Here is a 24,233-nt window from a genome sequence, read left to right as displayed (position 1 = left end):
TTAATCGGAAGCCAAGCCGCCCGATACCAACATCTCCCGCGCATGCGCCAAGGTGTTTTCGGTAATCGTTACGCCGCCCAGCATGCGGGCCACTTCGTTGACTCGTTCGTCTTCGCTGAGGCGGCGAACCGTGGACGATGTTACCGCCGCTTTTTGATTCTTCGCGACGAATAAATGCTGATGCGCTTGCGAGGCAACTTGCGGCAAGTGGGTGACGCATAAGACCTGCCGGTTCTTGCTCAAACGCCGGAGCTTTTGGCCGACGATCTCAGCGATGCCTCCGCCGATGCCGGAATCGACCTCGTCGAAAATCATGGTCGGTGTGGTTTTGTCGGTGCTGGTAGTGACTTGGATTGCCAAGCTAATCCGCGATAACTCGCCGCCGGATGCTACTTTGGCTAGCGGCTTGGCCGGCAAACCGGGGTTGGTGCTCACTAAAAACTCGATGCTGTCCACACCGTTGCGTTGCGGTTCTGCGTCTTCCGGCGTGCGGAGATTGACGAGGAACTCGCCGTGCGGCATGCCCAATTCCTTGATGGCGTAGGAAATGCGTTGCTGCAACTCCGCGCCCGCTTGGCGGCGACTGGCGGACAATTCGCCGGCCAATTTGCGGTACTGGCTTAATAGCCGCTCGCAATCGGCATTCAGGCTTTCGATACGTTCGCTGCTGTGGCTGAGGTTATCCAGTTCTGTGGCAAAGCGCGCGGCCAATTCCGGCAATTCTTCCGGCTGGATTTTATGCTTGCGGCTCAGCGATTGAATCACGCCGATCTGGTTTTCCAGCCAAGTCAGTTGTTGCGGATCGGCTTCCTGATTTTCCAGGAAGCGGCGCAATTGCTGGGTGGCTTCGCCGATCTGGATTTCCGCGTCGCTCAATAACTCGGCAACACCGTTCAACTCGCCGGCATATTGCGCCAGTTCGTTGATGGCATGAATCACATGGCCCAGCATGTCGGCCACCGATTGTTGATCGTTGTCGTACAAAATATCCAGTTGCTGTTGGCCGACGCCGAGGATTTTGCCAAGGTTGGCCAGCTTATGATGTTCGTCGGCCAGCGCTTGGTAATCGAAGTTTTCCAAATCCAATTGCTGCAATTCTTCTAGTTGATAACGCAGCAATTCCTCGCGTTCCGCCTGATCACTGCCGGCTTTTAACAATTGCTGTAATTGCTTATGCGCTTGCTTCCAGTTTTGGTAACAGGTATTCAGATCGTCCAGCAAGGCTTGATTGCCGGCGAAGCCATCCAGTAGCCGGCGTTGTTCTTCGCTGTCCAGCAAGGTCAAATGCGCGTGTTGGCCGTGGATTTCCACCAATTGCCGACTCAAGCCTTGCAGGGTTTGCAGATTGACCGGGCGGTTGTTGATATAAGCCTTGGAACGGCCGTCGTCGCTGATGGTGCGGCGGATCATGCACTGGCCGTCGTCGTCCAGTTCGTTATCGATCAGCCATTGTTTGACCAAAGGTGCTTTGGATAGATCAAATTCGATATTGACTTCGGCGCGCTTGCTGCCCGGCCGCACGTAGCCGGAATCGGCGCGGTCGCCCAAAGCTAATCCTAAAGCAGTCAGTAGAATCGATTTGCCGGCGCCGGTTTCGCCGGTCAATACCGACATGCCGGGGTCCAAGTCCAAGTCCAGCGCGTCGACGACGGCTAGGTCGATAATATTCAGGTTTAACAGCATAGCCTTAGGCGGGGTAGCCGCTCCAGTTGAGTTTGCTTCTTAGGGTATGGAAAAAATCGTGATCCGCGGGATGCAAAATTTTAATCGGTTTGGCGGCTTTTTTGATGACGATTTTGTCGTTGATCCGCACGTCCGGAATCTCCATGTGGTCGCAAGTGACTAGGGCATTGATCTGTTTGGTCTGGCTGAAACGGATTTCAATGACCACGTTGTCGTCGATGACGATGGGCCGATTAGACAAGGTATGTGGGTTCAATGGCACCAATACCAGCGCGTTCAAAGCCGGATGCAGAATCGGGCCGCCGGCCGATAGCGAGTAAGCGGTAGAGCCGGTCGGCGTAGCGACGATCAGTCCGTCCGAGCGCTGGGTGTTCAGATACACTCCATCAATGCTGGTGACGATTTCTATCATGCTCGGCGTTACCCAGCGATGCACTACCACCTCATTGACGGCCGTTTGCTGGTGGATGATTTCATGGTCGCGGATGATATGGGTGCTGAGTAACTGGCGCTGCTCGGTCTTGAATTCCCCGGCCAAAATCTTATCCAGGCGGGTGGACAACTGCTCCGGCGAAATATCCACTAAAAAACCCAGCCTACCCAGATTAACGCCCAGCAGTGGCGTTTCAAAATCAGCGGCGGCGCGGGCTGCGGCCAGAAAGGTGCCGTCGCCGCCCACGGCGATAATCAAGTCGCACAATTCCGGCAGGCGCTCGATATGCACGCCGTTGATATCTGCGCCGGTTATCAACTCCGCACTTTGGCTGTCTACGACAATGTCGTGACCACGGGTTTTTAGGTAACGGAAAAGTTCGTTCAGCGTCACGGCAATACCGGGATCGCCGCATTTGCCGATGATACCGATACGCTGAAAGGGGCTTGGCATGGTTGGGGTGGTTAATTTTGAGTAAGTTCGATTATAGGGGATTGTGTTTTTATTCGGTAGCTTTGATGTTGGTTGTGTCGCTGTCGTGACGGCTGGTTTTGAAGTCGGTTCGCGGACCGACAACCGCGACACTTTCTTTTGTTTGGCCAAAAGAAAGTGTCCAAAGAAAAGGCCACCCGGATGCCGCTTTGATCCTGCGCGCCGAAGCTTTCGCCTGGGGGTGACGAAAGGGGCTTCCTGCCCCTTCGTCAACGTGCGGCATCCCTGCCGCACCCCTTCGGGCTGATCCCGCCGAAAGCTCCGGTGCTCGGCGCGGCATACGGGAGAGACTCCACTCCGGAATTTATCGTTAAGTAGGCTAAATTGCTCTAGTTCCCACGTTTCACGTGGGAACTCAGATGTACCGCGCTGCGGTGCATTTGTGCCGCAGCGCGGCCAAGCCCTGCATTACCACGCGGCGCGTGGGAACGAGGAAAAATGGCCATTGTTGTTGGCAAGCGCGAATCGCCGAGCGCAGTAAATCCCGAGCCGCATCGTTAGCCAAAATCGGCGCCCGCCGTTCCGTCACCACGGTAAAAAAGTAAGAACCGCCCGGTACATAACAACGCCGATAATTCGCCATCGCAAACCCCGTTTGCAGATTTTTGTATTGTGAATTGTGGACCGGTTTAAACCAATCGGCAATTCAATGTAGGGTACGCAATGCGCACCAAATGAGGGCCGTTCCCGATGGTAATAGCCAGAAGGTACGCGGTGCGTACCCTACAGGGCTGTTCCGCCGCCACGGTAAAAAGTAAGAACCGTCCGGCACATAACAACGCCGATAATTCGCTATCGCAAATCCCGTTTGCAAATATTCGTGTTACGAATTGTGGACGGGTTTAAACCAATCGGCAATTCGATGTAGGGTACGCATTGCGTACCAAATGAGGGCCGTTTCCGATGGTAAAAGCCAAAAGGTACGCGGTGCGTACCCTACGGGGCTATGAGTTGTCTGCAAGTTTGTAATGCACTTTACCATTGTCATTTACGACAATTTTTTGCTTTATTAACTCATTAATAATGCTGTCAATAGCGTCATTTGGTAATGTTCTACCAAAAAATGCGTTGATAGCATTTTTTAAGGTTTCGATTTTTCGTGGTTTTGCATTGCCTCTATTAATTAAAAAATCAGTTGTAGCAGAAACTCTCTCGGCCAAGGTTTTTATTGTCAAGCTTTTTATTATTGAAATATCGTTTATTTGAGTATACCTCTGAATGAGTCCCTTTTTGTCGCGAATATGCTTAATTAGCGTATCGAACCCAGTGTCTTTTGAAATAATGTGGAAATAACCGTTGGTGTCTAGCTCAAATAGCCTTCCTAGATAAAAGGCAATATGAAAATCCAATGCATTTTTACCAATGCCGTCGACTTTGATATATTGGGCGTTATTACCAAATGCTTGCATAGATGCAGCCAGTTCAATAGGTATTTTGTTCTGATTAGCTCCCACGAAGAGTAGAATTTTAAAAGGATAATCGGACGTTATTGAGAATGATGATGGCTGAACATTTTCATAGTCAATTAAGATGTAATTTGTTCTTAGCTTTTTATCAGCAGAATCCATGCTCATGCTCGGCAAGAGAAGTGGCGAGAAGTTCTTTTTCTAAATTCTATAATTAAACTATTGGAATAGCATTGAACCGTTTTTGCCATCAGACTATAGCTCAATACCAACAAAAAAGGCCGGTTTCCCGGCCTTTTCCAAATCGAATCAATTTATTTCAACAACCCCTGTAACAACCCATTCAACTTATGCACAAACGCCGCCGGGTCGTCCAACTGGCCGCCTTCGCTGAGTATCGCTTGATCGAACAAAATATGGCTGATGTCGGCAAAACGGGCGTCGTCCTGCTCGTTTTTCAGGGCCTGGACGATGGCGTGGTCCGGGTTGATTTCGAAGATCGGCTTGCTGTTGCCGCCCATGCCGAACATGCCGCCGGCCTGGCCGGCTTCCTTCATGATCCGCTCCATGTGCAAACTCATGTCGTAGGCGCCGGTCACCAAGCAAGCCGGTGAGTCGGTCAGACGGTGGCTGATTTTGACTTCGCTGACTTTGTCGCTGAGTACGTCTTTGAGTTGTTTGACTACCGATTCGAAGTCCTTGCTGACCTCTTCCTGGTGTTTTTTCTCTTCTTCAGTATCGAATTTGTCCAGGTCCAGCTCGCCTTTGGCGATCGATTGCATGTGCTTGCCGTCGAATTCGGTCAGGCTGGACACCAGCCATTCGTCGATGCGGTCGGTCAGCAGTAATACTTCGATGCCTTTCTTGCGGAACACTTCCAAATGCGGGCTGCTTTTGGCGGCGGCGAAGCTGTCGGCGGTGATGAAGTAGATTTTTTCCTGGCCTTCCTTCATCCGGCTGACGTAGTCGGCCAGCGACACGTTCTGGGTTTTGTCGTCGGTGTGGGTCGATGAGAAGCGCAACAGGCCGGCAACGCGGTCCTTGTTTTTGTGGTCTTCAATCGGGCCTTCTTTGATGACGTTACCGAATTGCTCCCAGAATTTTTGGTATTTCTCCGCGTCGTTTTCGGCCAGGTCTTCCAACAATCCCAAGACCTTTTTAACCGCACCGCCTTTGATGGTGTTGATTTGTTTGCTTTGTTGCAGAATTTCCCGTGAGACGTTCAGCGGCAGGCTGTCGGTGTCGATCACGCCGCGAATGAAGCGCAGATAGCGCGGCATCAATTGCTCGGCGTCGTCGGTGATAAACACTTTTTTGATGTACAGCTTGACGCCGTGTTTGGCGTCGCGATCCCACAAATCAAATGGCGCGCGGCCCGGTACGTAAAGCAACAAGGTGTATTCGTTGGTGCCTTCGACTTTGCTGTGGACGTGCGCCAATGGGTCTTGGAAGTCATGGCCGACGTGTTTGTAAAACTCGTTGTACTGTTCTTCGGTGATGTCATCTTTGGACTTGGTCCACAGGGCCGAGGCGCTGTTGACGGTTTCGTCTTCGACGCGGGCTGGCGCGGTTTCGTTACCTTCCTCGTCTTTCTCTGCCGGGATTTCCTTGCTCATGATGATCGGCAGGGAGATGTGGTCGGAGTATTTTTTGATGATCGAACGCAGTTTCCAGGCGCTTAAAAATTCGTCTTCGCCTTCTTTTAAATGCAAGACGATTTCGGTGCCTCGGCCGGCTTTGTCGACCGATTCGATGCTGTATTCGCCCAGACCGTCGGATTCCCAGCGCACGCCGTCGCTGGCTGGCGCGCCGGCTTTGCGGGTGGTCAAGGTGACTTTGTCGGCGACGATGAACGATGAATAAAAGCCCACGCCGAATTGGCCAATCAGTTCGCTATCCTTGGCCTGATCGCCGGTTAGCCTTTCGAAGAAGGCTTTGGTGCCGGATTTGGCGATGGTGCCGATGTGGTCCTGCACTTCTTCGCGGGTCATACCGATGCCGTTATCGGTGATGGTGATGGTCTTTTTGGCTTCGTCGAAATCGACGCGGATTTTCAGTTCGCTATCGCCTTCGTACAGGCTGTCATTGGCCAAGGCTTCGAAGCGCAATTTGTCGGCGGCGTCGGAACCGTTGGAGATCAGCTCGCGCAAAAAGATTTCCTTGTTGCTATACAAGGAGTGAATCATCAAGTGCAGCAAATGTTTTACTTCGGTTTGAAAACCAAGGGTTTGTTTGTTTGCTTCAACAGTCATGTCTATACTCATTTGGTTGTAAAGTGGACTCGGGCGAGTTGGGGATGATAATTTTATTTTTCAAGTCCGCCCGCTACGTGGATTTTATGGAGCCGATTTCTTGAGCGTTTTATTAGCCTTTCTGCCATGAGTTTTAGTTTAGCCGGCAAAAGTATCCTGATTGTCGAGGACAATCCCGTGTTTCGGAAAGCGATGCGCGACATGCTTTATAGCTTGCAAGCCGTCACTGTTGTCGAAGCGGATAATGGCATAGCCGCGATCAATGCCATGAGCAAAAGCAGTTTCGATATTGTGTTGTGCGATTACAACCTGGGTGTGGGTAAGAACGGGCAGCAGGTGCTGGAGGAAGCCAGACACCGGAATTTAATCGATTATCGCTGCGTGTTTGTATTGATCAGCGCCGAGCAGACTACCAGTGCGGTGTTGGGGGTTATGGACAGCAAGCCCGATGAATATCTGACCAAGCCCTTTAACGCGCAGCAACTAATGAGTCGGCTGACACGGAATTTTGCCCGCAAGGAATTTATGGCCAGTGTCGACAAGGCCTTGGCCGCTGGCGATTTGTCTAAAGCCATTCAGTTATGCGATGCACTATTGCTGTCCGGGGACAAGAAAATGCATTTGCATTTGCTGAAAATGCGTGCCGAGCTGGCGATTTCCGCCGGCGATTTCGACAAGGCCAGGCAGATATATCATGAAGTTCTGGAGCATAGAGAACTGCCCTGGGCCCGATTGGGTTTGGGCGTGATCGATTTTCAAAACAATAACATCGAACAAGCGATTGCCGGTTTTCAGAGTCTGGTGGCTGACAATCCGATGTTGATGGAGTGTTACGACTGGCTGGGCAAGGCCTACGAAGCATTGGATCAGTACAGCGACGTCGAAAGTGTGTTGCAGCAGGCTTTGCAATTGTCGCCGCAATCGATACTCAGGCAAAAAAAACTGGCCGAAGCGGCGGACCGGAACGGCAATCTGGAAACCGCCGAGAAGGCCTATAAGTCGGTGGTGAAGCTGGGCAAGCATTCCGTGCATCGTTCCTGCAGTGATTTTGCCGGATTGGCCAAGCTTTATGCCAAAACCAATGCCGCGGACGAGGCATTAAAAACGCTGGAGGAAATGCGCAAAGAATATGCCAATCATCCCGAGGCGGAATTACGCGCCTCGACTGTGGAGGCGGATGTGTATAAAACGCTGGGTAACGACGAGTTGTCGCAGAAAGCGTTGCTAAAAGCGGTGGATATATGCAGCCGCTTGGGTAATAAAGCGCCCAGGGACTTGCAGTTGGAAGTAGTGAAAACCTGCTTCCTCAGCGATGAACACGATAAAGCCGAAGAAATACTTTACGATCTGATTCATGCACATATCGACGACGAACAATTTTTGAACGATTTGCGCCGCATGCAAAGCGGCATTGGCATGGATAATCACTCGGAAATTCTGATTCAAAAAACCAAGCAGGCTTTGATTGCGACTAACAACAAAGGGGTGGCGCTTTATAAACAGGGTAAGTTTTCCGAAGCATTGGATTTGTTCGAACAGGCCATTCTGACTATGCCGGATAATAAAACCATCATCGTGAATATGTTGAAGATCATGATTCATGATTTGAAGGTTAATGAGTTTTGCGAAGAAAAAAATCAGCGCATCAGAGCTTTATTTATTAAAGCCAAGCAAATTGGCGTTGATCCACATAAGCTGGGGATATTACAAATGGAGTATGCAAAATTGCGGCAGTCTCAAGCGGTCAAGGCTTAAAACCATGCAAACCCATCCTAAAAACAACGATTTGTTTCCGACTATTCTCGCGTCAACCGTGCACGATATAAAAAACTCATTGGGTACCTTGCTGGAGCTGGTTAGGCAAACTGCTGCCAAACAAGACGGACCATCCGCTGAGTTAAATCAGTTGGAATTCGAGGCGGCTCGGATTAATCACAGTCTGATGCAATTGTTGGTGATGTATAAGGTCGATTCGCAAAAATTTAGTTTGCATATTGAAGAATGCCCGGTAACCGATATTCTCGATGAAGCGATTCATCAACAGGCGCGCTTGGCTGGATTGCACAACATTGATCTACAAGTGGATTGTGGCGATGACGAGATGTGCTACTGCGATAACGCCATCATCAGCAATGCGCTGGCAGCTGTCTTGAATAATGCTTTGCGCTATACCCACAAAACCGTTTTGATTGCCGTGACTGAGGAGGACGGCTATCTAACCATCGCCATCGAAGACGACGGTGCGGGTTATCCGCCTCATTTTTTAACCGCGGACTTAAACGATACGGCCGAATTGGACTGGGTGTCGGGAAATACCGGCCTGGGTTTGTATTTTGTGTCGGTAATGGCCGGCCTGCACAAAAATGCCGGGAAAAACGGATTTGTGCGGATCGACAACGAAAGTCGTTTGGGTGGGGCGAGGTTTAAACTTTTTTTGCCTTAAGGATTGCAGAATCATTAGACACTGAAGGATGGTACTAAGGTACAATGGCCCCGATAATAATAGCGTTTTTCGTCGGGCAGACGGTTAGAAAAAATAAGAAAACTTTAAAAATGAGTATTTTAGTCACCGGTGGGGCCGGGTTTATCGGCAGCAATTTTGTATTGGATTGGTTGGCGCAAAGCGACGAATTGCTCGTCAATTTGGATAAATTGACCTATGCGGGTAACTTACAGAATTTGGCTTCGCTACATGACGATGACAGGCATGTATTTGTTCAAGGTGACATTGCGGATTACGATTTGCTGCTGAGTTTACTGCAAAAGTACCGGATTCGGGCCGTGATCAATTTTGCTGCCGAATCACATGTTGATCGTTCCATCCACGGACCGGAAGATTTTATTCAAACCAATATCGTCGGCAGTTTCCGTTTGTTGGAAGCGGTACGACAATACTGGAACAACTTGGAACAGCCGGCCAAGCAAGCTTTCCGGTTACTGCACGTGTCTACAGACGAGGTGTACGGTTCTTTGGAAAAGACCGATGCGCCGTTCGCTGAAACCCACCAGTATCAACCCAATAGTCCTTATTCAGCCAGTAAAGCCGCCAGCGACCATTTGGTGCGTGCTTATCACCATACTTACGGTTTGCCTGTATTGACTACCAATTGCTCCAACAATTACGGTCCTTATCATTTCCCGGAAAAACTCATCCCGCTGTGCATTCAGAACGCCTTGTCCGGCAAAGCTTTGCCGATATACGGCGACGGTCAACAGATACGCGATTGGCTGTTTGTGAAGGATCATTGCAGCGCGATTCGCCGGGTGCTGGAAGCCGGCAAGCTTGGCGAGGTTTATAACGTCGGCGGTTGGAACGAGAAAGCTAATCTGGATGTGGTCAACACGCTGTGCGGTATTCTTGATGAACTGCAACCGCGTAGCGATGGCAAATCCTATGCCGAACAGATTACCTATGTCACTGACCGACCTGGGCACGACAGACGTTATGCCATCGATGCCGGCAAGCTGGAACGGGAGCTAGGCTGGAAACCGGCGGAAACCTTTGAGACCGGCATTCGCAAAACCGTGCAGTGGTATTTGGATAACCAAGCCTGGGTTAGCAATGTGTTGTCCGGTGACTACCAGTCCTGGCTCGATAAAAACTATGCAGGGCGCACTGCGTGATCAATGCTTTGCATGGTTGAGTGAATGAAAGTTTTATTGTTCGGTAAAAATGGCCAGCTGGGTTGGGAGTTGCAACGCAGCTTGGCGCCTTTGGGCGAATTGCTTGCGCTTGACAGATTCGACCAACATTATTGCGGCGATTTAAGTAATCCAAGCGGGATTGCCGAAACGGTTCGCGCGCTGCGTCCCGATGTCATCGTCAATGCTGCTGCCTATACCGCAGTGGATAAGGCCGAGTCTGAAAGCGACTTGGCGAATACGATCAATGCGGTGGTGCCGGGAGTTTTGGCGGCAGAAGCCAAACGTATCGATGCGTGGTTGCTGCACTATTCGACGGATTACGTATTCGACGGCAGCGGTGATAAACCCTGGCGGGAAGATGATCAGGTTGGGCCGTTGAATGTCTATGGGCAAAGCAAATTGGCTGGGGAACGGGCCATTCAAGCCAGCCATTGCCGGCATTTGATTTTTCGGACCAGTTGGGTTTATGCAGCCAGAGGTAATAACTTTGCCAAAACTATGTTGCGCCTGGCGCAAGAACGGCAACAGCTATCGGTGATTAACGATCAAATCGGTACGCCAACCGGCGCCGAATTGCTGGCGGATGTGAGTGCCCACGCTATTCGTCATGCCTTGAAAACACCTGAAGTGGCTGGTGTTTATCATCTAACCGCTAGCGGCGAAACCAGTTGGTACGACTACGCACATTTGGTGCTTGACTATGCCCGTCAAGCCGGACTGGCGCTGAAAACCGACAAACAATCGGTTACGGCAATTCCCACCAGCGCTTACCAAACGCCGGCGCAGCGGCCATTAAACTCACGTATGAATACTGAAAAGTTGCAAAGCGTGTTTGATTTACAACTGCCGGCTTGGCAAAAGGGTGTCGAGCGAATGTTGTCTGAACTCTACGGGAAGTGACTATGAACCAGCGCAAAGGCATCATCCTGGCCGGAGGATCCGGCACCCGGCTGTATCCGGTAACCAAAGCGGTTTCCAAACAATTGCTGCCGATTTACGACAAGCCTATGATTTATTACCCGCTCAGCACGCTAATGTTGGCGGGGATTCGCGATATTTTGATCATTTCCACGCCGCAAGACACCCCTTTGTTTCAGCATTTATTGGGTGACGGCAGCGATTGGGGGATTAATCTGCAATATGCCGTACAACCCAGTCCCGACGGGTTGGCGCAAGCTTTTATCATCGGTAGGGATTTTGTCGGCGCGCAACCCAGTGCATTGGTATTGGGTGACAACATTTTTTACGGCCACGATTTACACGTTCAATTGGAACGCGCGACCGATCAATCCTCAGGGGCAACGGTTTTTGCCTATCATGTCAATGACCCGGAGCGCTACGGTGTCGTCAGCTTTGATGCTCAGGGTAGGGCAACTTCGCTAGAGGAAAAACCGACGCAGCCAAAAAGTAATTATGCAGTTACCGGTTTGTACTTTTACGACAATCAAGTCGTCGATATAGCCGCCAATTTACAGCCGTCGCCGCGCGGCGAGTTGGAGATTACCGACGTCAATAAAATGTATCTGGACCTAAATCAGCTTAGCGTCGAAATCATGGGTCGCGGCTATGCCTGGTTGGATACGGGTACTCATGCCAGTTTGATCGAGGCCAGCAATTTCATCGAAACCATCGAAACCCGGCAGGGTTTGAAAATCGCCTGTCCGGAGGAAATCGCCTGGCGTAGCGGCTGGGTTGGCGATGAGCAAATCGAAAAATTGGCCAAACCATTGGCGAAAAATGGCTACGGCCAGTATTTACTGGGCCTATTGAATAAGCAGGTGTTTTAATGCAAGCAACTAGACTTGCTATACCCGATGTCGTTTTATTTTCACCAAAAGTATTCGGTGACGAACGTGGTTTTTTCTTTGAAAGCTTCAACCAAAAAGTTTTTCAGGAGCTGACAGGATTAAGTGTCAATTTTGTTCAAGACAACCACTCCAAATCTCAAAAAGGAGTATTGCGCGGATTACATTACCAATTGCCGCCTAAGGCGCAAGGCAAGTTGGTGAGGGTGGTCCAGGGAGAGGTGTTCGATGTGGCGGTGGATATTCGTAAGAATTCCCCTACATTCGGAAAGTGGGTCGGCGAGATACTTTCTGTGGAAAATCGACAGCAAATGTGGATACCAGAGGGATTTGCGCATGGCTTTTTAACGCTGTCCGAAACAGCCGAGTTTTTATATAAAACCACTGATTATTATGCGCCCGAATATGAGCGTTGCATTACCTGGAATGATGCAGATTTGAAAATCGCCTGGCCATTTGAGGGCGTGCCGCAACTTTCGAGCAAGGATTTGCTGGGCGCAACGTTCAAGGATGCCTGTTAGCCTAACATTTAACATGTTTATATCCGCCGGGCTGGCACTGCAGCATGCAGTTTATCGCTGCCGCTTGGTTTGATTTCAATAAAAGAGGAAGTTATATGAATAAAAGAGAACGCTCAATGCTCGACCTTTTAAAGAAGGGAAAGCAGGAGTATGGATACGAAGGCATTAAAGCCGAGTTTGAAGCGGAAGGTACTAGAACGGACGAGCTGTTGAGGCTGATTGAGATAGTGCGCAGAGCTGACCTGAAAGTGGGTTTGAAGATTGGCGGTTGCGAAGCAATGCGGGATTTATTAGAGAGTAAGTTAATTGGTGTGGATCATATCATCGCGCCGATGATTGAAAGCACTTACGCGCTGTCTAAGTATATAGACGCGAAGAACAAAGTATTCACGGAAGACGAGCAGCAAGATACTGATTTTTTATTCAATATTGAAACCGAACAAGCGTTTCAAGTCGTGCAAAGCTTGGCCGATCAAGCCAGGCAAGATAACGGTGTCGATGGCATGGTGTTTGGCCGTGTAGATTTTTCCTTGTCACGAGGTTATTCGAGAGATGCCATTAATCAGCCGCAAGTAACGGAATGTTGCATTGCCACTGCCAAAGAGTGTAAAGAAAAAGGTTTGGATTTTGTAGTGGGCGGCGGTGTTTCCATTGATGCATTACCCGCATTAAAAGAAATTAATCAGGTTCACCTTACCCGATTTGAAACCAGAAAAGTCATATTTTCCGGTCATTCGTTAGACAAGCCGGATATTGAAAAGGGCTTGTTAAACGCTGTGCATTTTGAGTTACTTTGGTTACAGAATAAACGCGATTATTACGACATTATTGCCAAGGAAGATCTGTCTCGAATAGCGATGCTTGAGGGACGTTGGAACGTATTAAGAGACAGCAATTAATTCGGTCGAAGCAATGCAAAAAATTCTGGTCTTCGGCGGTACCGGTACAATAGGTGCACATGTTTGCCAATTATTCGATACCAAGGGATGGCAGGTCGTTATAGCGTCCAGAAAGCAAAGCGCGCTTCCTGAGCATATTTTATTTGACCCATTCGATGACAATTTGAATTTATCCGCGCTTAAAGCAGCAGGCCAATTCAATGCCGTGTGTTGGGCGCAAGGGATGAATTGTAACGATAGTGTTTATAATGTTGATACAGATAAAAATATTGAACTATATAAAGCTAATTGCTTGTTTATTGTCAAAGCATTAAATATTTTATTAAATGAAAATATATTAGCCGAAAATGCGCGTTTAGCCGTGATTAGTTCAATATGGCAAAATATCGCCAGACAGGACAAGTTATCGTATTGCATGACTAAATCCGCGTTGCATGGATTAGTGCTTTCTGCTGCAACCGATCTTGCCCGTGACGGCTATTTAATTAATGCGGTTTTGCCGGGGGCATTGGATACGCCAATGACTCATCAAAATCTTGCGCCGGAACAGCTGAAAAAGATAATCGATGCGACGAAGTTTAACCGACTAGCCACATTGGAGGATGTGACCAATATGGTTTATTTTCTGTGTTCTCCGGAAAATACCGGTATAACAGGTCAATTTATTAGTGCAGACTTAGGGTTTAGTCATGTCCGTATCGTTTGATATTCAATCCAGTATTGCAAATTATCGCGTGGTAATAGAAAACGGTGCTTTTGCCGAAGTACAACGGCAAGATGAGAATAGCGCCGTGTTATGCGATAACTTTTTTGAAACGGCTTTTTCCGGGAATGCCAAGGTTATTGCGGTGCCGGCGAATGAAGAAACCAAGAGTTTGACATCCGTACCCGAGATAATCGTAAAAATGCGAGATTTAGCCTTAACAAGGCAAGCTAAATTGACGGCCGTCGGTGGCGGTAGCCTGCAGGATATAGCCACCTTTTGTGCATCGATTTATATGCGCGGTATCAAATGGGATTATATTCCCACCACTCTATTGGGTATGGTGGATTCTTGTATTGGGGGTAAATCATCTATCAATGTTGGACGTTATAAAAATCTGGTTGGAAACTTCCATCCCCCGGAAACCATTATAATTGATCCGAATTTAGTAAAAACCCTCAACTCAGAACAGAAAATCGCCGGATTGTGCGAGGCCGTGAAGATTTGCTATGCCAAAGGAAGTTCGTGTTTTTCTGAGTATATGCGGTTAAATCCGCAAATGGATATGAATGTAGAAGGGTATGCGGACGTCATTGAATTAAGTTTAAAAGCAAAAAAATGGTTTATCGAAATTGATGAATTTGATAAGGCCGAGCGTTTATTACTGAATTTTGGTCATACCTTCGGGCATGCTTTGGAAGGTGCTTCCAATTTTGAAGTGAGCCATGGCATAGCGGTTGGGTTAGGCATGCTGATTGCTATTAACTATGCCCAAGTGAGCGGTGGCCTGGAGCACATTCCGGCGGATACTCAACAGTTGAAAGATTATGTCATTGGCTTATTGGATGAAATTCCGATGCTGAAGGAAATTATCCAGCGAATTGATGTGGAAAAAGTCTTTGAGTGTTTTATATCCGATAAAAAGCATTCCACCAGTCATTTTATTATTATCAGTGTGAATGGTTCCGGAGCGTTAGAACGGTTATTTATCGATAAAACCGAGGCAAATATAATCAATTTGAAGTCTGCGATTAGCTCAGTCATTAGTCAGAGCTACAAATAATGGCTTTTGATTTCGAAAAAGCGTTTGGCGCTGATTATTCATTTATATTAGATCACCTATTTAGTAAACAAAGCCATATTGCTGTGACCGGTGCCTGCGGCTGGTTAGGCCGGGCAACTCTGGAATTGTTTTCCGCTTTGTACGGCGATGAATTTAACCAGCGGGTATCAGGCTATGGATCGCGCGAACAGCAGATAGTATTGGCTGATGGCCGTACGGTATCTGTTAGACCTTTGGCGGAAATCACCCATCGGCATACGCAACATACTCTCTATTTGTTTCACTTTGCGTTTTTAACCAAGGATAAGGTTGGCGGATATTCAGACGATGAATATATTCGGTTGAATAAAGTTATTCAGGGCTTGGTGACACAGGTATTGGAACAATCACAGGTAAAAGCTGTGCTATTGTCGTCGTCCGGAGCAGTCTACGATTATTTAAACGATAGTAATAGAGATGAATCTGCAAATCTGTACGGTAGATTAAAATATGAAGATGAGTTGCGCTTTCAAGAGATATGCCGTAAAGCTGATATAAAACTTCTTATCCCGAGAATATTTAATCTAAGCGGGCCATATATCAATAAGCTAAATGCTTATGCCTTGTCCTCGATTATTGCGAATGTCGTAGCCCGAGAAAATGTGTTAATTCGGGCAAATAAGCCCGTGTTTCGGTCTTATATTTACATACTGGATTTACTGCTGATCTGTATTCGCCTGATGTTTTCGGAACGTTTCGAAAACATCGTCTGTTTCGACACCGTGGGTGATGAAACGGTGGAAGTGGGTGAGTTAGCTGAAAAAGTATGCAAGCTCCTTAATGCTGCTGACTTAACAGTTGAACGTCCGAATATGATAAATGGGGAACCCGATAGCTATTTGGGAAACGAGCAGCCTATTAAAGACATTATAAAGGGGTTCGAATTTCCCGTAACAGGTCTGGATCGACAGATTTTAGAAACTGCCGAGTATATTCGTAATTTGAATACATGTAGTGGGTAGATGATTATGTCTATAACCAAGAGGAAATATTAATGAAGTTGGTTATTCTTGCGGGTGGATTGGGCACTCGTATTAATGAAGAAACCTCGGTGAAGCCTAAGCCGATGATTGAAATAGGCGGCAGGCCTATTTTATGGCATATAATGAAGTTATATTCTCATTATGGAATTAACGAATTTATAATATGTTTGGGTTATAAAGGCTATATTATTAAGGAGTATTTTGCGAATTACTTTTTACATATGTCGGATGTGACCTTCGATATGGAGCATAACGAGATGCAGGTGCATCAAAAATATGCGGAGCCATGGAAGGTGACCTTGGTTGACACCGGTGAGTTAACCATGACGGGCGGTCGCTTAAAAAGAGTTCGCGATTATGTCGGCGATGAAACATTCTGTTTTACTTACGGAGATGGGGTCGGCGATGTCGACATTCATGCGTTGATCGATTTTCATCATTCTCACAATGACGCCGCAACAGTGACCGCCGTGCAACCGCCCGGCCGGTTTGGTGCCTTGGAATTGGTGGGTAGCCGCATCAAAAGTTTTCAGGAGAAACCGCAGGGCGACGGTGCCTGGATCAACGGCGGTTTTTTTGTGTTGTCACCGGCAGTGTTCGATTTAATCGATAGCGACGAAACGCTATGGGAAAAAGAACCGATGGAGCGCCTGGCGAACAGCAATCAGCTGCACGCTTATTTCCACAAAGGCTTCTGGCAACCCATGGACACATTAAGAGATAAACAGCATTTGGAACAGCTTTGGCAACAGCAAAAAGCACCGTGGAAAATATGGTAGAGCATAGCGATTTTTGGCGAGGCAAAAGGGTTTTTATAACCGGGCACACCGGATTTAAAGGCGGTTGGTTGGCGTTATATCTGCACCGGTTAGGTGCGGAGATCAAAGGGTATGCGTTACCGGCGCCTACTGCGCCCAGTTTATTCCAAGTGGCTGATGTGGCTTCGGTACTGCAGCACGTTGAAGGCGATATTCGCGATTTAGCCAGCGTGATGGCGGAAATGCAAAGTTTTCAACCTGAGATTGTGTTTCATTTGGCCGCGCAACCGCTTGTTCGTTATTCCTATCAACAGCCGGTGGAAACCTATGCCACCAATGTGATGGGTACGGTTAATTTACTGGAGGCGGTCAGGCACACTGCGTCGGTAAAATCAGTCGTGATAGTCACCAGCGACAAATGCTACGAAAACAAGGAATGGTTGTGGGGCTACCGTGAAAACGAGCCGATGGGCGGCTTCGATCCTTACAGCAACAGCAAAGGCTGCTCAGAGTTGGTGACTGCCAGCTATCGTAATTCCTTTTTTCCCAGCGAACGCTACGCTGAGCACGGTGTGGCGGTGGCGTCGGTGCGTGCCGGTAATGTGATCGGCGGCGGGGATTGGGCTCAAGATCGTTTAATCCCCGATATTATGAGGGCGTTCATGGCTGGGGAGGCAGTGACGATTCGTAACCCTACGGCCATCAGGCCCTGGCAGCATGTACTGGAGCCGGTGACCGGCTATGTCCTGCTGGCAGAACAACTGTATAAACAAGGTGGCCGATATGCGGAGGGCTGGAATTTCGGGCCTGGCGAAGCAGATGCGCAACCCGTATCGTGGATATTGGAAAAACTGGCAGATTTATGGGGCAATGGCGCAAGTTGGCAAATCGATGGTAGTGAGCAGCCGCATGAAGCGCACTATTTGAAGCTTGATTGCTCCAAAGCCAAGACCCTTCTGGGTTGGGTACCGCGTTGGACTCTGGCCCAAGCGTTGGCGATGATTGTCGACTGGAACCTGGCCTATCAACAAGGCAAGGATATGCGGCAAGTCTGCGCGGAGCAGTTAGAGCAGTTTTTGACGGCTGATCAACATTAATTTTATTGAACACAAAGATAAGACAGTGACAGAAAATACATTAAAAGCGCAGATTTTGGATTTGGTTGAACAATACGCCGCCGAACGTTATGCCGAAAAAGCTTTCGTTCCGGAACAGTCCGTAGTGCCGCCTTCGGGTAAAATTCTCGGCGCTAAAGAACTTAGTTATATGGTCGAAGCCTCGCTGGACGGTTGGTTGACTACCGGACGATTTAACGACCAGTTTGAAAAGCAATTGGCAGAGTTTATCGGGGTTAGCAGCGCGTTGACGGTCAATTCCGGTTCCTCTGCGAATCTGCTGGCTTTTGCCTGTTTGACATCCGAAAAACTGGGTGATCGTGCCTTACAGAAAGGCGATGAAGTCATTTCCGTAGCGGCCGGTTTTCCCACAACGGTTAATCCCATTCTGCTTTACGACCTTGTTCCGGTATTTGTCGATGTGGAAATTCCTACCTACAACATCGATCCCAGTAAAATCGAGGCGGCCATCACGCCTAAAACCAAAGCAATTATGATTGCCCACACGCTGGGCAATCCGTTTGACCTGGATAAAGTCGTCGAAATCGCAAAAAAATACAATCTCTGGTTGATAGAAGATTGCTGTGATGCCTTAGGCACAACCTACAAGGGCCGTAATGTTGGTACCTTCGGCGATATTGGTACGCTCAGTTTTTATCCGGCTCACCACATCACGATGGGCGAGGGTGGCGCGGTATTTACCAGCAGTCGCCGTCTGAAAACTATCATCGAGTCGTTTCGGGATTGGGGAAGGGATTGTTACTGCGCCCCCGGTGTTGATAATACCTGTAAAAAGCGCTTCGGTTGGCAGTTAGGCGATTTGCCGGCTGGCTACGACCACAAATACACCTATTCGCACTTGGGTTATAACTTAAAAATTACCGATATGCAGGCGGCCTGTGGCTTAGCGCAGTTAGAGCGTGCGCCGGAATTGATTGAAATCAGAAAACGTAATTTTAAATTCCTGAAGCAACGCTTGGCTACTTGCGAGCAATATTTAATTCTGCCGGAAGCGACACCGGGATCGGATCCCTCATGGTTTGGGTTTCCTATCACGCTGAAGGAAGACTCAGGTCACGAGCGTGTGGAATTGTTGAAATATCTGGATAAATACAAAATCGGCTCCCGCTTGCTGTTTGCCGGAAACTTGACCCGTCAGCCCTATATGAAAGGCAGACAATACCGAATATCCGGCTCGCTGGATGTGACCGATAGAATTATGCGGCAAACCTTCTGGATTGGTATTTATCCGGCCTTAACCACCGAGATGTTGGAATTTGTTGCCGAGAAAATAGAAATCTTTTTTGGTATCCGTCAATAAGTTGGCAAACAAGCAATGCAAAACAAGACCATAAAATATAGCGATCTATTGGCCGATTGGTTAAAAGAAAAAGGATATACCCACTGCTTTTACGTGGCGGGCGGCAATATCATGCACATTCTCGCCAGCGTAAATCGTCATTTCAAATGCGTTAGCGTGGTGCATGAGGTGGCAGCCGGCATAGCAGCAGAATATTTCAACGAAATAAGCACCGATGGCAAAGCCTTTGCTCTGGTAACCGCCGGTCCCGGCTTAACCAATATTGTCACCGCAGTGGCGGGTGCCTATTTGGAGAGCCGGGAATTATTGGTGATAGGTGGGCAAGTCAAGACGGCCGATCTTTGCCGGCAACAAGTACGCCAGCGCGGCATTCAAGAGATTGATGGTGTCGATATCGTCAAGCCGATCACCTCAAAATCAGTGCTGATGGATAGCTTGATTTCCTGTGAGGCATTTAATCGGATTATCGACGCCGGGGTTACAGGCCGCAAAGGTCCGGTGTTTCTTGAAATTCCGTTGGATATTCAAGGTGCGCCAGTTGATGTAAACGATCCGCTATGCGAATTTGCTCCAGCCGCAAAGCAATCTATCCCACCTATACATTCAGCCGAAATCCAACGTCTAATCGACGATGTTCGCACGGCAAAACGGCCGTTTTTATTGATTGGAGCCGGTGTTGCCAGACAGACGGTAGAAAAGATATACGATGCTTTGGAGCCCATGGGTATTCCTTTGGCAACCACATGGAATGGTGCGGATAGGGTGGCAGCGGATCATCCCTTGTATTTTGGCCGCCCGAATACCTGGGGGCAACGTTACAGCAACTTGTTGATGCAACAAGCCGATTTGCTGATCGCACTGGGAACCCGTTTGGGTCTGCAACAAACCGGGTTTAACTGGCAGGAGTTCGTACCTAACGGCAGAGTAGTGCAAGTGGAATGCGACCCTACCGAGCTTAACAAAGGCCATCCCCGCGTCGATTGCGGTTTGCAAGGCGATGCCAATCAAGTATTACAAGCTTTAGCGGCAGCCAATCTTGGCGATCATGCCGAATGGGTGGCTTATTGCCAAAAAGTGAAAGCCGAATTGCCGTTGATCGAGCCGATTAATAACACGGCAGAGCATTATTTATCGCCGTACGATTTTGTCAGCCGTTTGTCGGTACACTGCCGAGACACGGATAATGTCATTCCTTGCAGTAGCGGTGGCGCCTTTACCGTGATGATGCAAACCTTCGCCCAACAGCGCGGCCAACACATCGTTACCAACAAGGGCTTGGCGTCCATGGGTTACGGTTTGAGCGGAGCAATAGGCGCGGCTTTCGCCTATCCGCAGCTCAGGACAGTTCTAGTCGAAGGCGATGGCGGATTTGCCCAAAATTTACAGGAGTTGGGCACGGTTGCTGTTAATAAGTTAAATCTGAAAATTTTCATTTTTAACGATAATGGCTATGCATCCATTCGCATGACGCAAAGAAATTATTTTAATGGTGCCTATATTGGTTGCGACCAGTCTTCGGGATTGGGTTTACCGGATTGGCTAACCTTATTTAAAGCCTTTAATCTGCCTTGTATCAAACTCGATGCTAGCTTCGAGCAGGACCCTGAATTCCAACGCCTATTTGCAAGCGATGAGCCGGCTGGATTTGTTGTGCCGATAGATCCGGAACAAACTTATTTTCCCAAAATTACCAGTAGGGTAACGGAAACAGGTTCGATGCAATCAAATCCCTTGCACCAAATGACTCCGGACTTGGATGAGAATCTATATGCCGTAGTAGCGCAATATTTGCAATAAACATATCCAGTATGAATAGAAAACTAATCTCAGTGGTAATTCCTGCCTATAACGAGCAGGACAATGTTGATGAATTGGCTAAACAATTAACAGCAGTATTTGCGGAAAATAGCGCTTACGATTTTGAAGCCATTATCGTCGAGAACGGTTCTCAAGATAATACCTACGAAAAGCTCTGCGCGGTACATGAGAAAGACCCGCGGTTTAAAATTGTGCAACTGGCGCGTAATTTTAGAATGGATGGCGGCATTACCGCTGGACTGAATTATGCGTCTGGTGATGCTGCCGTGATCATGACTGCGGATTTGCAAGATCCACCACATTTAATAACTCAGTTCATCAAAAAATGGGAAGAGGGATATGAAAACGTTTACGGTATTGTTACTAAACGTAATGGCACGGGCTTAATTCGCCGTTTTAACTCGCAATTGTTTTATTGGGTGGCCAACGGTTTGACCAACGGCATGGTTCCTAGAAATGTTAGCGACTTCAGGCTGATCGATAGAAAAGTATACGAAACTATCAATTCCATACACGAACGTAACCGTTTTATTCGTGGACTATTTGCCTGGGTTGGCTACAAATCCATAGGTATTGAGCATGAGCGAGCTGAACGCTTTGCCGGCGTATCGGGAGCTCACACTTTCAAGGTTATTGAACTGGCGTTAAAAGGCATATTGGCCCATTCTTATGTGCCTTTAAAGCTTATTACTATATTGGGAATAACCATATCTGCGGCGTCTTTTATCCTATTAGTATGGACAATAGTAAAAGCAATATTCTGGGGTGTGCCGTTTGCTGGATATGGGACCATTATGACCGTTATGTTTTTGATGTTCGGAATATTATTTACTATGTTGGGTATTGTTGCAGAATATATTGGTTTGATATACGAGGAAGTGAAGAATCGACCTAATTTTATCGTGAGAAAGCAAGTTGGGTTCAATAACTAAACGTTTTTGGGGTAACGAAAAAATTCGTTATTTATTTGTAGGTTTGTACAATACCGCTTTTGGGTATGGTTTTTTTGCAGTTATTTGGTTTTTCCTACACCATGATTTACATTATGTGTGGCTTTTAATCATAAGTCATTTTGTATCGGTGATTAATGCATATTTGGGTTATAGGATTTATGTGTTTCGCGTGAAAGGGCGGTGGTTGAAAGAATTTTTTAGGTTTAATATGGTTTACCTTGGTGCTTTTGGTTTTAATTTAATAGCATTACCTCTTTTGGTCGAGAGACTTAATCTACATACATTGATTGCCCAAGCAATTATAGTATCTATTACTGTGATAAGCAGTTATATCTTGCATCGCCGATTTTCTTTTAAAAAGAATGGTGCGCAAAGTAAGTTATCTTAAATTTACTATCTAGTATGGATGGCATATTGAATGACTTCAGCTGATAGTGTTTGTGTAAAAAATAAAAATATTCATTGGTGGTTTGTCTGGATAATCTTTTCAGAGTTGGTTTTTCTGATCTTTTTTGTCAAGTATTTTGAATCCAGCGGTTATGCAATGCCGCCATTTTTCTTTGCGCCTTTAGATACATTTATGGACTTCTATAATACAAATTATTGGAGTCTAAATGATGGGCGTTATGACATATGGCAATCAATTTATCCGATAAGCGTATTTGCATTGGCGCAAATGTTAGTGCCGGATTATTGTGCCTCCGTTGTTTTACCGGCAGAGTTACGAGATTGCACGCCGTATTCTATCGCTTGGCTATTTTTGTTTTATTTTTGTGGAATTTTTGTATGTACAAAATTAATCGTAAAACAGGTGGGTATAAAATATATTTCGGTTGAGATTGTTATATTTCTTGCGTTGCTGATGCAATTTCCCGGGCTTTATGCGTTAGAAAGAGGCAACTATATTATAGTTGCTTTTATGTTGTTGGCTTTTTCTCAGGCTTTTGGCGCCAATTGGAAAGGCGCAGTATTTCTTGCGTTGGCTATAAATATTAAGCAGTATTTAATAGTGCTCTGGTTCGTGCCGTTTTTTAAAAGAGAATATACATACTTTCTGATAAGTTTTTTTGCATCATTATTGATTAATCAAATAAGTATGATTGTCTTGGAAGATGGAAACTATAGGCAAATTTTCGAAAATATGTTTTCTTTTTCCGGCGCTGTTAATTCGGATTTTTTTCAGAAAGTTTGGTACACAACTTCGCTTAGTTCATGGTCGAAAGCTGTCTTTTACTATCAGGACAGGATTCCGGTAATCCTCTATTTGACTGCACACTTTTTAAGGTGGTTTGTTCTTTTTGTTGCGGCGTCTATTCTATTTTTATCGGCGCGAAAAGCTCATTTTTTTACTTGGGAGCAATTAAGCGTAGTTGTTTTGCTTTCTATGATGGTCGCTACTGATTCCCCTGGTGGGTATGCAGTTATTATGTTACTGCCATATTTAAGTGCAATTTTAATTGGAAGTTATGCTAATAAATATAGAAGGATAATCATGTTTGTGCTGTTGATTCCTCTGGATTTTGTGGTTGGTCCGATAATTGAGTTCAATCAATTTAGTTTTCTTTCGCAGTATTACGTGGATGTATCAACCGGATTGACATTTGGTGCATATATTCGTCCATTTTGTCTGCTTTTCATGTTGATAATCATGAGTTACCCGGTTTTAGTATCTTTAAGGAAATTTTCATGACATTTAAAAGCCTAGTTGATGCGCTGATACAAAATAAAAGATATATAGGTTTAAATCTCCTATTGTGGGTTTTGATGGCCTTTATTTTACTGGAAGTAATGCCTGTTAAATATGAGGCGCAAGTTATAATTAAATTAGGTCAATTTGATAACAATACGCCCATTGCTGGCGCGGCGGAATCCATCGAATATTTACGTAACTCAGAAACCTTAATTTCGGTGGCGACTGCTAATAACGTATCTCCTACGGGCCTTTCAAAGAGAATTAGGACGCATCCTATCGATAATAATAAAGCAATAAAGATACTAGTCCATTGGGATTCTGTTGACGATGCTGAACGCTTAGTTTCTGCTTTAGCTCAGAAAATTGTCGATCATCATCAGCAAAAATTAAACAAAGAACTCAATAGTGTCAAAAGTGAAATACTTTATTGGGAGAAAATTTTAGACAAGAAAGAATGCAATAGTCAGGTCGTTGAAACAATTTCCCAGCTAAAATTGATTATTTTGAGCATGAGGCCAACAGAAATCGTGGCTCCCGCGTCAAAGTCATTTGATATTGTATCTATCGATTATATAACGGTATATTTGGTGGCGTTATTTATGTGGATGTTTTCAAGTTTGCTAATTGTTGAATATCATAGGTCGTGAGTCT

At 46.8% G+C, this 24,233-nt stretch carries 23 protein-coding genes; 18 read left to right on the top strand and 5 right to left on the bottom strand.

Going from position 1 to position 24,233, the window contains the following annotated elements; genetic code table 11:
• From recN to htpG, 5 genes are all read right to left on the bottom strand, one after another.
• Window positions 1-1,683 (bottom strand): DNA repair protein RecN, encoded by a 1,683-nt coding sequence (recN, locus tag DDY07_RS10385; RefSeq protein ID WP_171695829.1) that lies wholly within the window; start codon window positions 1,681-1,683, stop codon window positions 1-3.
• A 4-nt stretch (window positions 1,684-1,687) separates the two neighbouring features.
• Window positions 1,688-2,569 carry an NAD(+) kinase gene (locus DDY07_RS10380; protein WP_171695828.1) on the bottom strand — a complete coding sequence of 294 codons (882 nt, stop codon included), beginning with the start codon at window positions 2,567-2,569 and terminating at the stop codon, window positions 1,688-1,690.
• Between the two features lie 394 nt (window positions 2,570-2,963).
• Window positions 2,964-3,191, bottom strand: coding sequence for a hypothetical protein (locus tag DDY07_RS24080; protein WP_253734457.1), 228 nt, complete (start codon window positions 3,189-3,191; stop codon window positions 2,964-2,966).
• A 361-nt stretch (window positions 3,192-3,552) separates the two neighbouring features.
• Window positions 3,553-4,176 carry a PIN domain-containing protein gene (locus tag DDY07_RS10370; protein WP_171695827.1) on the bottom strand — a complete coding sequence of 208 codons (624 nt, stop codon included), beginning with the start codon at window positions 4,174-4,176 and terminating at the stop codon, window positions 3,553-3,555.
• Between the two features lie 152 nt (window positions 4,177-4,328).
• Window positions 4,329-6,266: a molecular chaperone HtpG gene (gene htpG / locus DDY07_RS10365; protein ID WP_171695826.1), complete on the bottom strand. Its 1,938-nt coding sequence runs from the start codon at window positions 6,264-6,266 to the stop codon at window positions 4,329-4,331.
• Between the two features lie 126 nt (window positions 6,267-6,392).
• Here htpG and DDY07_RS10360 point away from each other — a divergent pair, with 126 nt between their 5' ends.
• The 18 genes from DDY07_RS10360 (at window position 6,393) to DDY07_RS10275 (ending at window position 24,229) form a co-directional block, all read left to right on the top strand.
• Window positions 6,393-8,021 (top strand): tetratricopeptide repeat-containing response regulator, encoded by a 1,629-nt coding sequence (locus DDY07_RS10360; protein WP_171695825.1) that lies wholly within the window; start codon window positions 6,393-6,395, stop codon window positions 8,019-8,021.
• Between the two features lie 4 nt (window positions 8,022-8,025).
• Window positions 8,026-8,709 carry a sensor histidine kinase KdpD gene (locus DDY07_RS10355; protein WP_101055358.1) on the top strand — a complete coding sequence of 228 codons (684 nt, stop codon included), beginning with the start codon at window positions 8,026-8,028 and terminating at the stop codon, window positions 8,707-8,709.
• A 110-nt stretch (window positions 8,710-8,819) separates the two neighbouring features.
• A complete protein-coding gene (gene rfbB / locus DDY07_RS10350; RefSeq protein ID WP_171695824.1) occupies window positions 8,820-9,890 on the top strand; it encodes a dTDP-glucose 4,6-dehydratase in 1,071 nt (356 codons plus the stop codon).
• 24 nt (window positions 9,891-9,914) lie between these two features.
• The gene (gene rfbD, locus DDY07_RS10345; RefSeq protein ID WP_171695823.1) at window positions 9,915-10,811 is read left to right on the top strand and encodes a dTDP-4-dehydrorhamnose reductase; all 897 of its coding nucleotides are present in this window, start codon (window positions 9,915-9,917) and stop codon (window positions 10,809-10,811) included.
• Between the two features lie 2 nt (window positions 10,812-10,813).
• Window positions 10,814-11,698 carry a glucose-1-phosphate thymidylyltransferase RfbA gene (gene rfbA, locus DDY07_RS10340; RefSeq protein ID WP_033155245.1) on the top strand — a complete coding sequence of 295 codons (885 nt, stop codon included), beginning with the start codon at window positions 10,814-10,816 and terminating at the stop codon, window positions 11,696-11,698.
• Window positions 11,698-12,237 carry a dTDP-4-dehydrorhamnose 3,5-epimerase gene (gene rfbC / locus DDY07_RS10335; RefSeq protein ID WP_033155244.1) on the top strand — a complete coding sequence of 180 codons (540 nt, stop codon included), beginning with the start codon at window positions 11,698-11,700 and terminating at the stop codon, window positions 12,235-12,237. Before rfbA ends, rfbC begins: the two co-directional genes overlap by 1 nt.
• A gap of 95 nt (window positions 12,238-12,332) precedes the next feature.
• Window positions 12,333-13,136, top strand: a complete 804-nt coding sequence (locus DDY07_RS10330; protein ID WP_033155744.1) for an aldolase/citrate lyase family protein — start codon at window positions 12,333-12,335, stop codon at window positions 13,134-13,136.
• A gap of 13 nt (window positions 13,137-13,149) precedes the next feature.
• Entirely contained in the window at window positions 13,150-13,842 is a 693-nt protein-coding gene (locus tag DDY07_RS10325; protein WP_033155243.1) for an SDR family oxidoreductase, read from the top strand.
• On the top strand, window positions 13,826-14,902 hold the full coding sequence (locus DDY07_RS10320) for a 3-dehydroquinate synthase family protein (protein WP_033155242.1): 1,077 nt from the start codon (window positions 13,826-13,828) through the stop codon (window positions 14,900-14,902). The genes DDY07_RS10325 and DDY07_RS10320 overlap by 17 nt, the downstream gene beginning before the upstream one ends.
• Entirely contained in the window at window positions 14,902-15,903 is a 1,002-nt protein-coding gene (locus DDY07_RS10315; protein WP_171695822.1) for an NAD(P)-dependent oxidoreductase, read from the top strand. The genes DDY07_RS10320 and DDY07_RS10315 overlap by 1 nt, the downstream gene beginning before the upstream one ends.
• A gap of 32 nt (window positions 15,904-15,935) precedes the next feature.
• Window positions 15,936-16,703 (top strand): glucose-1-phosphate cytidylyltransferase, encoded by a 768-nt coding sequence (gene rfbF / locus DDY07_RS10310; RefSeq protein WP_033155240.1) that lies wholly within the window; start codon window positions 15,936-15,938, stop codon window positions 16,701-16,703.
• Window positions 16,667-17,779, top strand: coding sequence for a CDP-glucose 4,6-dehydratase (gene rfbG, locus DDY07_RS10305; protein WP_240618127.1), 1,113 nt, complete (start codon window positions 16,667-16,669; stop codon window positions 17,777-17,779). Before rfbF ends, rfbG begins: the two co-directional genes overlap by 37 nt.
• A 25-nt stretch (window positions 17,780-17,804) precedes the next feature.
• Entirely contained in the window at window positions 17,805-19,118 is a 1,314-nt protein-coding gene (gene rfbH, locus DDY07_RS10300) for a lipopolysaccharide biosynthesis protein RfbH (protein WP_033155238.1), read from the top strand.
• 15 nt (window positions 19,119-19,133) lie between these two features.
• Complete coding sequence (locus DDY07_RS10295) at window positions 19,134-20,915, top strand: thiamine pyrophosphate-binding protein (protein WP_171695821.1); 1,782 nt, start codon at window positions 19,134-19,136, stop codon at window positions 20,913-20,915.
• 11 nt (window positions 20,916-20,926) lie between these two features.
• Window positions 20,927-21,868 carry a glycosyltransferase family 2 protein gene (locus DDY07_RS10290; protein ID WP_033155237.1) on the top strand — a complete coding sequence of 314 codons (942 nt, stop codon included), beginning with the start codon at window positions 20,927-20,929 and terminating at the stop codon, window positions 21,866-21,868.
• Window positions 21,852-22,277, top strand: a complete 426-nt coding sequence (locus DDY07_RS10285; protein ID WP_084153194.1) for a GtrA family protein — start codon at window positions 21,852-21,854, stop codon at window positions 22,275-22,277. Before DDY07_RS10290 ends, DDY07_RS10285 begins: the two co-directional genes overlap by 17 nt.
• 30 nt (window positions 22,278-22,307) lie before the next feature.
• Window positions 22,308-23,579, top strand: coding sequence for a hypothetical protein (locus tag DDY07_RS10280; RefSeq protein ID WP_171695820.1), 1,272 nt, complete (start codon window positions 22,308-22,310; stop codon window positions 23,577-23,579).
• Window positions 23,576-24,229: a hypothetical protein gene (locus DDY07_RS10275; protein WP_171695819.1), complete on the top strand. Its 654-nt coding sequence runs from the start codon at window positions 23,576-23,578 to the stop codon at window positions 24,227-24,229. Before DDY07_RS10280 ends, DDY07_RS10275 begins: the two co-directional genes overlap by 4 nt.
• Window positions 24,230-24,233: the final 4 nt, after the last annotated feature.

This window comes from Methylomonas sp. ZR1 (assembly GCF_013141865.1).
Classification (GTDB): Bacteria; Pseudomonadota; Gammaproteobacteria; order Methylococcales; family Methylomonadaceae; genus Methylomonas.
This window is presented reverse-complemented; position numbering and strand designations above follow the sequence as displayed.

Excerpts from the sequence above, each read along its gene's own strand:
- DDY07_RS10320 (WP_033155242.1), top strand. The coding sequence starts at position 13,826 with ATGTCCGTATCGTTTGATATTCAATCCAGTATTGCAAATTATCGCGTG.
- DDY07_RS10295 (WP_171695821.1), top strand. The coding sequence starts at position 19,134 with ATGCAAAACAAGACCATAAAATATAGCGATCTATTGGCCGATTGGTTA.
- rfbF (WP_033155240.1), top strand. The coding sequence starts at position 15,936 with ATGAAGTTGGTTATTCTTGCGGGTGGATTGGGCACTCGTATTAATGAA.
- rfbA (WP_033155245.1), top strand. The coding sequence starts at position 10,814 with ATGAACCAGCGCAAAGGCATCATCCTGGCCGGAGGATCCGGCACCCGG.
- rfbC (WP_033155244.1), top strand. The coding sequence starts at position 11,698 with ATGCAAGCAACTAGACTTGCTATACCCGATGTCGTTTTATTTTCACCA.
- htpG (WP_171695826.1), bottom strand. The coding sequence starts at position 6,266 with ATGACTGTTGAAGCAAACAAACAAACCCTTGGTTTTCAAACCGAAGTA.
- DDY07_RS10330 (WP_033155744.1), top strand. The coding sequence starts at position 12,333 with ATGAATAAAAGAGAACGCTCAATGCTCGACCTTTTAAAGAAGGGAAAG.
- DDY07_RS10360 (WP_171695825.1), top strand. The coding sequence starts at position 6,393 with ATGAGTTTTAGTTTAGCCGGCAAAAGTATCCTGATTGTCGAGGACAAT.
- DDY07_RS10355 (WP_101055358.1), top strand. The coding sequence starts at position 8,026 with ATGCAAACCCATCCTAAAAACAACGATTTGTTTCCGACTATTCTCGCG.
- DDY07_RS10275 (WP_171695819.1), top strand. The coding sequence starts at position 23,576 with ATGACATTTAAAAGCCTAGTTGATGCGCTGATACAAAATAAAAGATAT.
- rfbB (WP_171695824.1), top strand. The coding sequence starts at position 8,820 with ATGAGTATTTTAGTCACCGGTGGGGCCGGGTTTATCGGCAGCAATTTT.
- DDY07_RS10325 (WP_033155243.1), top strand. The coding sequence starts at position 13,150 with ATGCAAAAAATTCTGGTCTTCGGCGGTACCGGTACAATAGGTGCACAT.
- DDY07_RS24080 (WP_253734457.1), bottom strand. The coding sequence starts at position 3,191 with ATGGCGAATTATCGGCGTTGTTATGTACCGGGCGGTTCTTACTTTTTT.
- DDY07_RS10280 (WP_171695820.1), top strand. The coding sequence starts at position 22,308 with ATGACTTCAGCTGATAGTGTTTGTGTAAAAAATAAAAATATTCATTGG.
- DDY07_RS10290 (WP_033155237.1), top strand. The coding sequence starts at position 20,927 with ATGAATAGAAAACTAATCTCAGTGGTAATTCCTGCCTATAACGAGCAG.
- DDY07_RS10380 (WP_171695828.1), bottom strand. The coding sequence starts at position 2,569 with ATGCCAAGCCCCTTTCAGCGTATCGGTATCATCGGCAAATGCGGCGAT.
- recN (WP_171695829.1), bottom strand. The coding sequence starts at position 1,683 with ATGCTGTTAAACCTGAATATTATCGACCTAGCCGTCGTCGACGCGCTG.
- DDY07_RS10370 (WP_171695827.1), bottom strand. The coding sequence starts at position 4,176 with ATGGATTCTGCTGATAAAAAGCTAAGAACAAATTACATCTTAATTGAC.
- DDY07_RS10315 (WP_171695822.1), top strand. The coding sequence starts at position 14,902 with ATGGCTTTTGATTTCGAAAAAGCGTTTGGCGCTGATTATTCATTTATA.
- rfbD (WP_171695823.1), top strand. The coding sequence starts at position 9,915 with ATGAAAGTTTTATTGTTCGGTAAAAATGGCCAGCTGGGTTGGGAGTTG.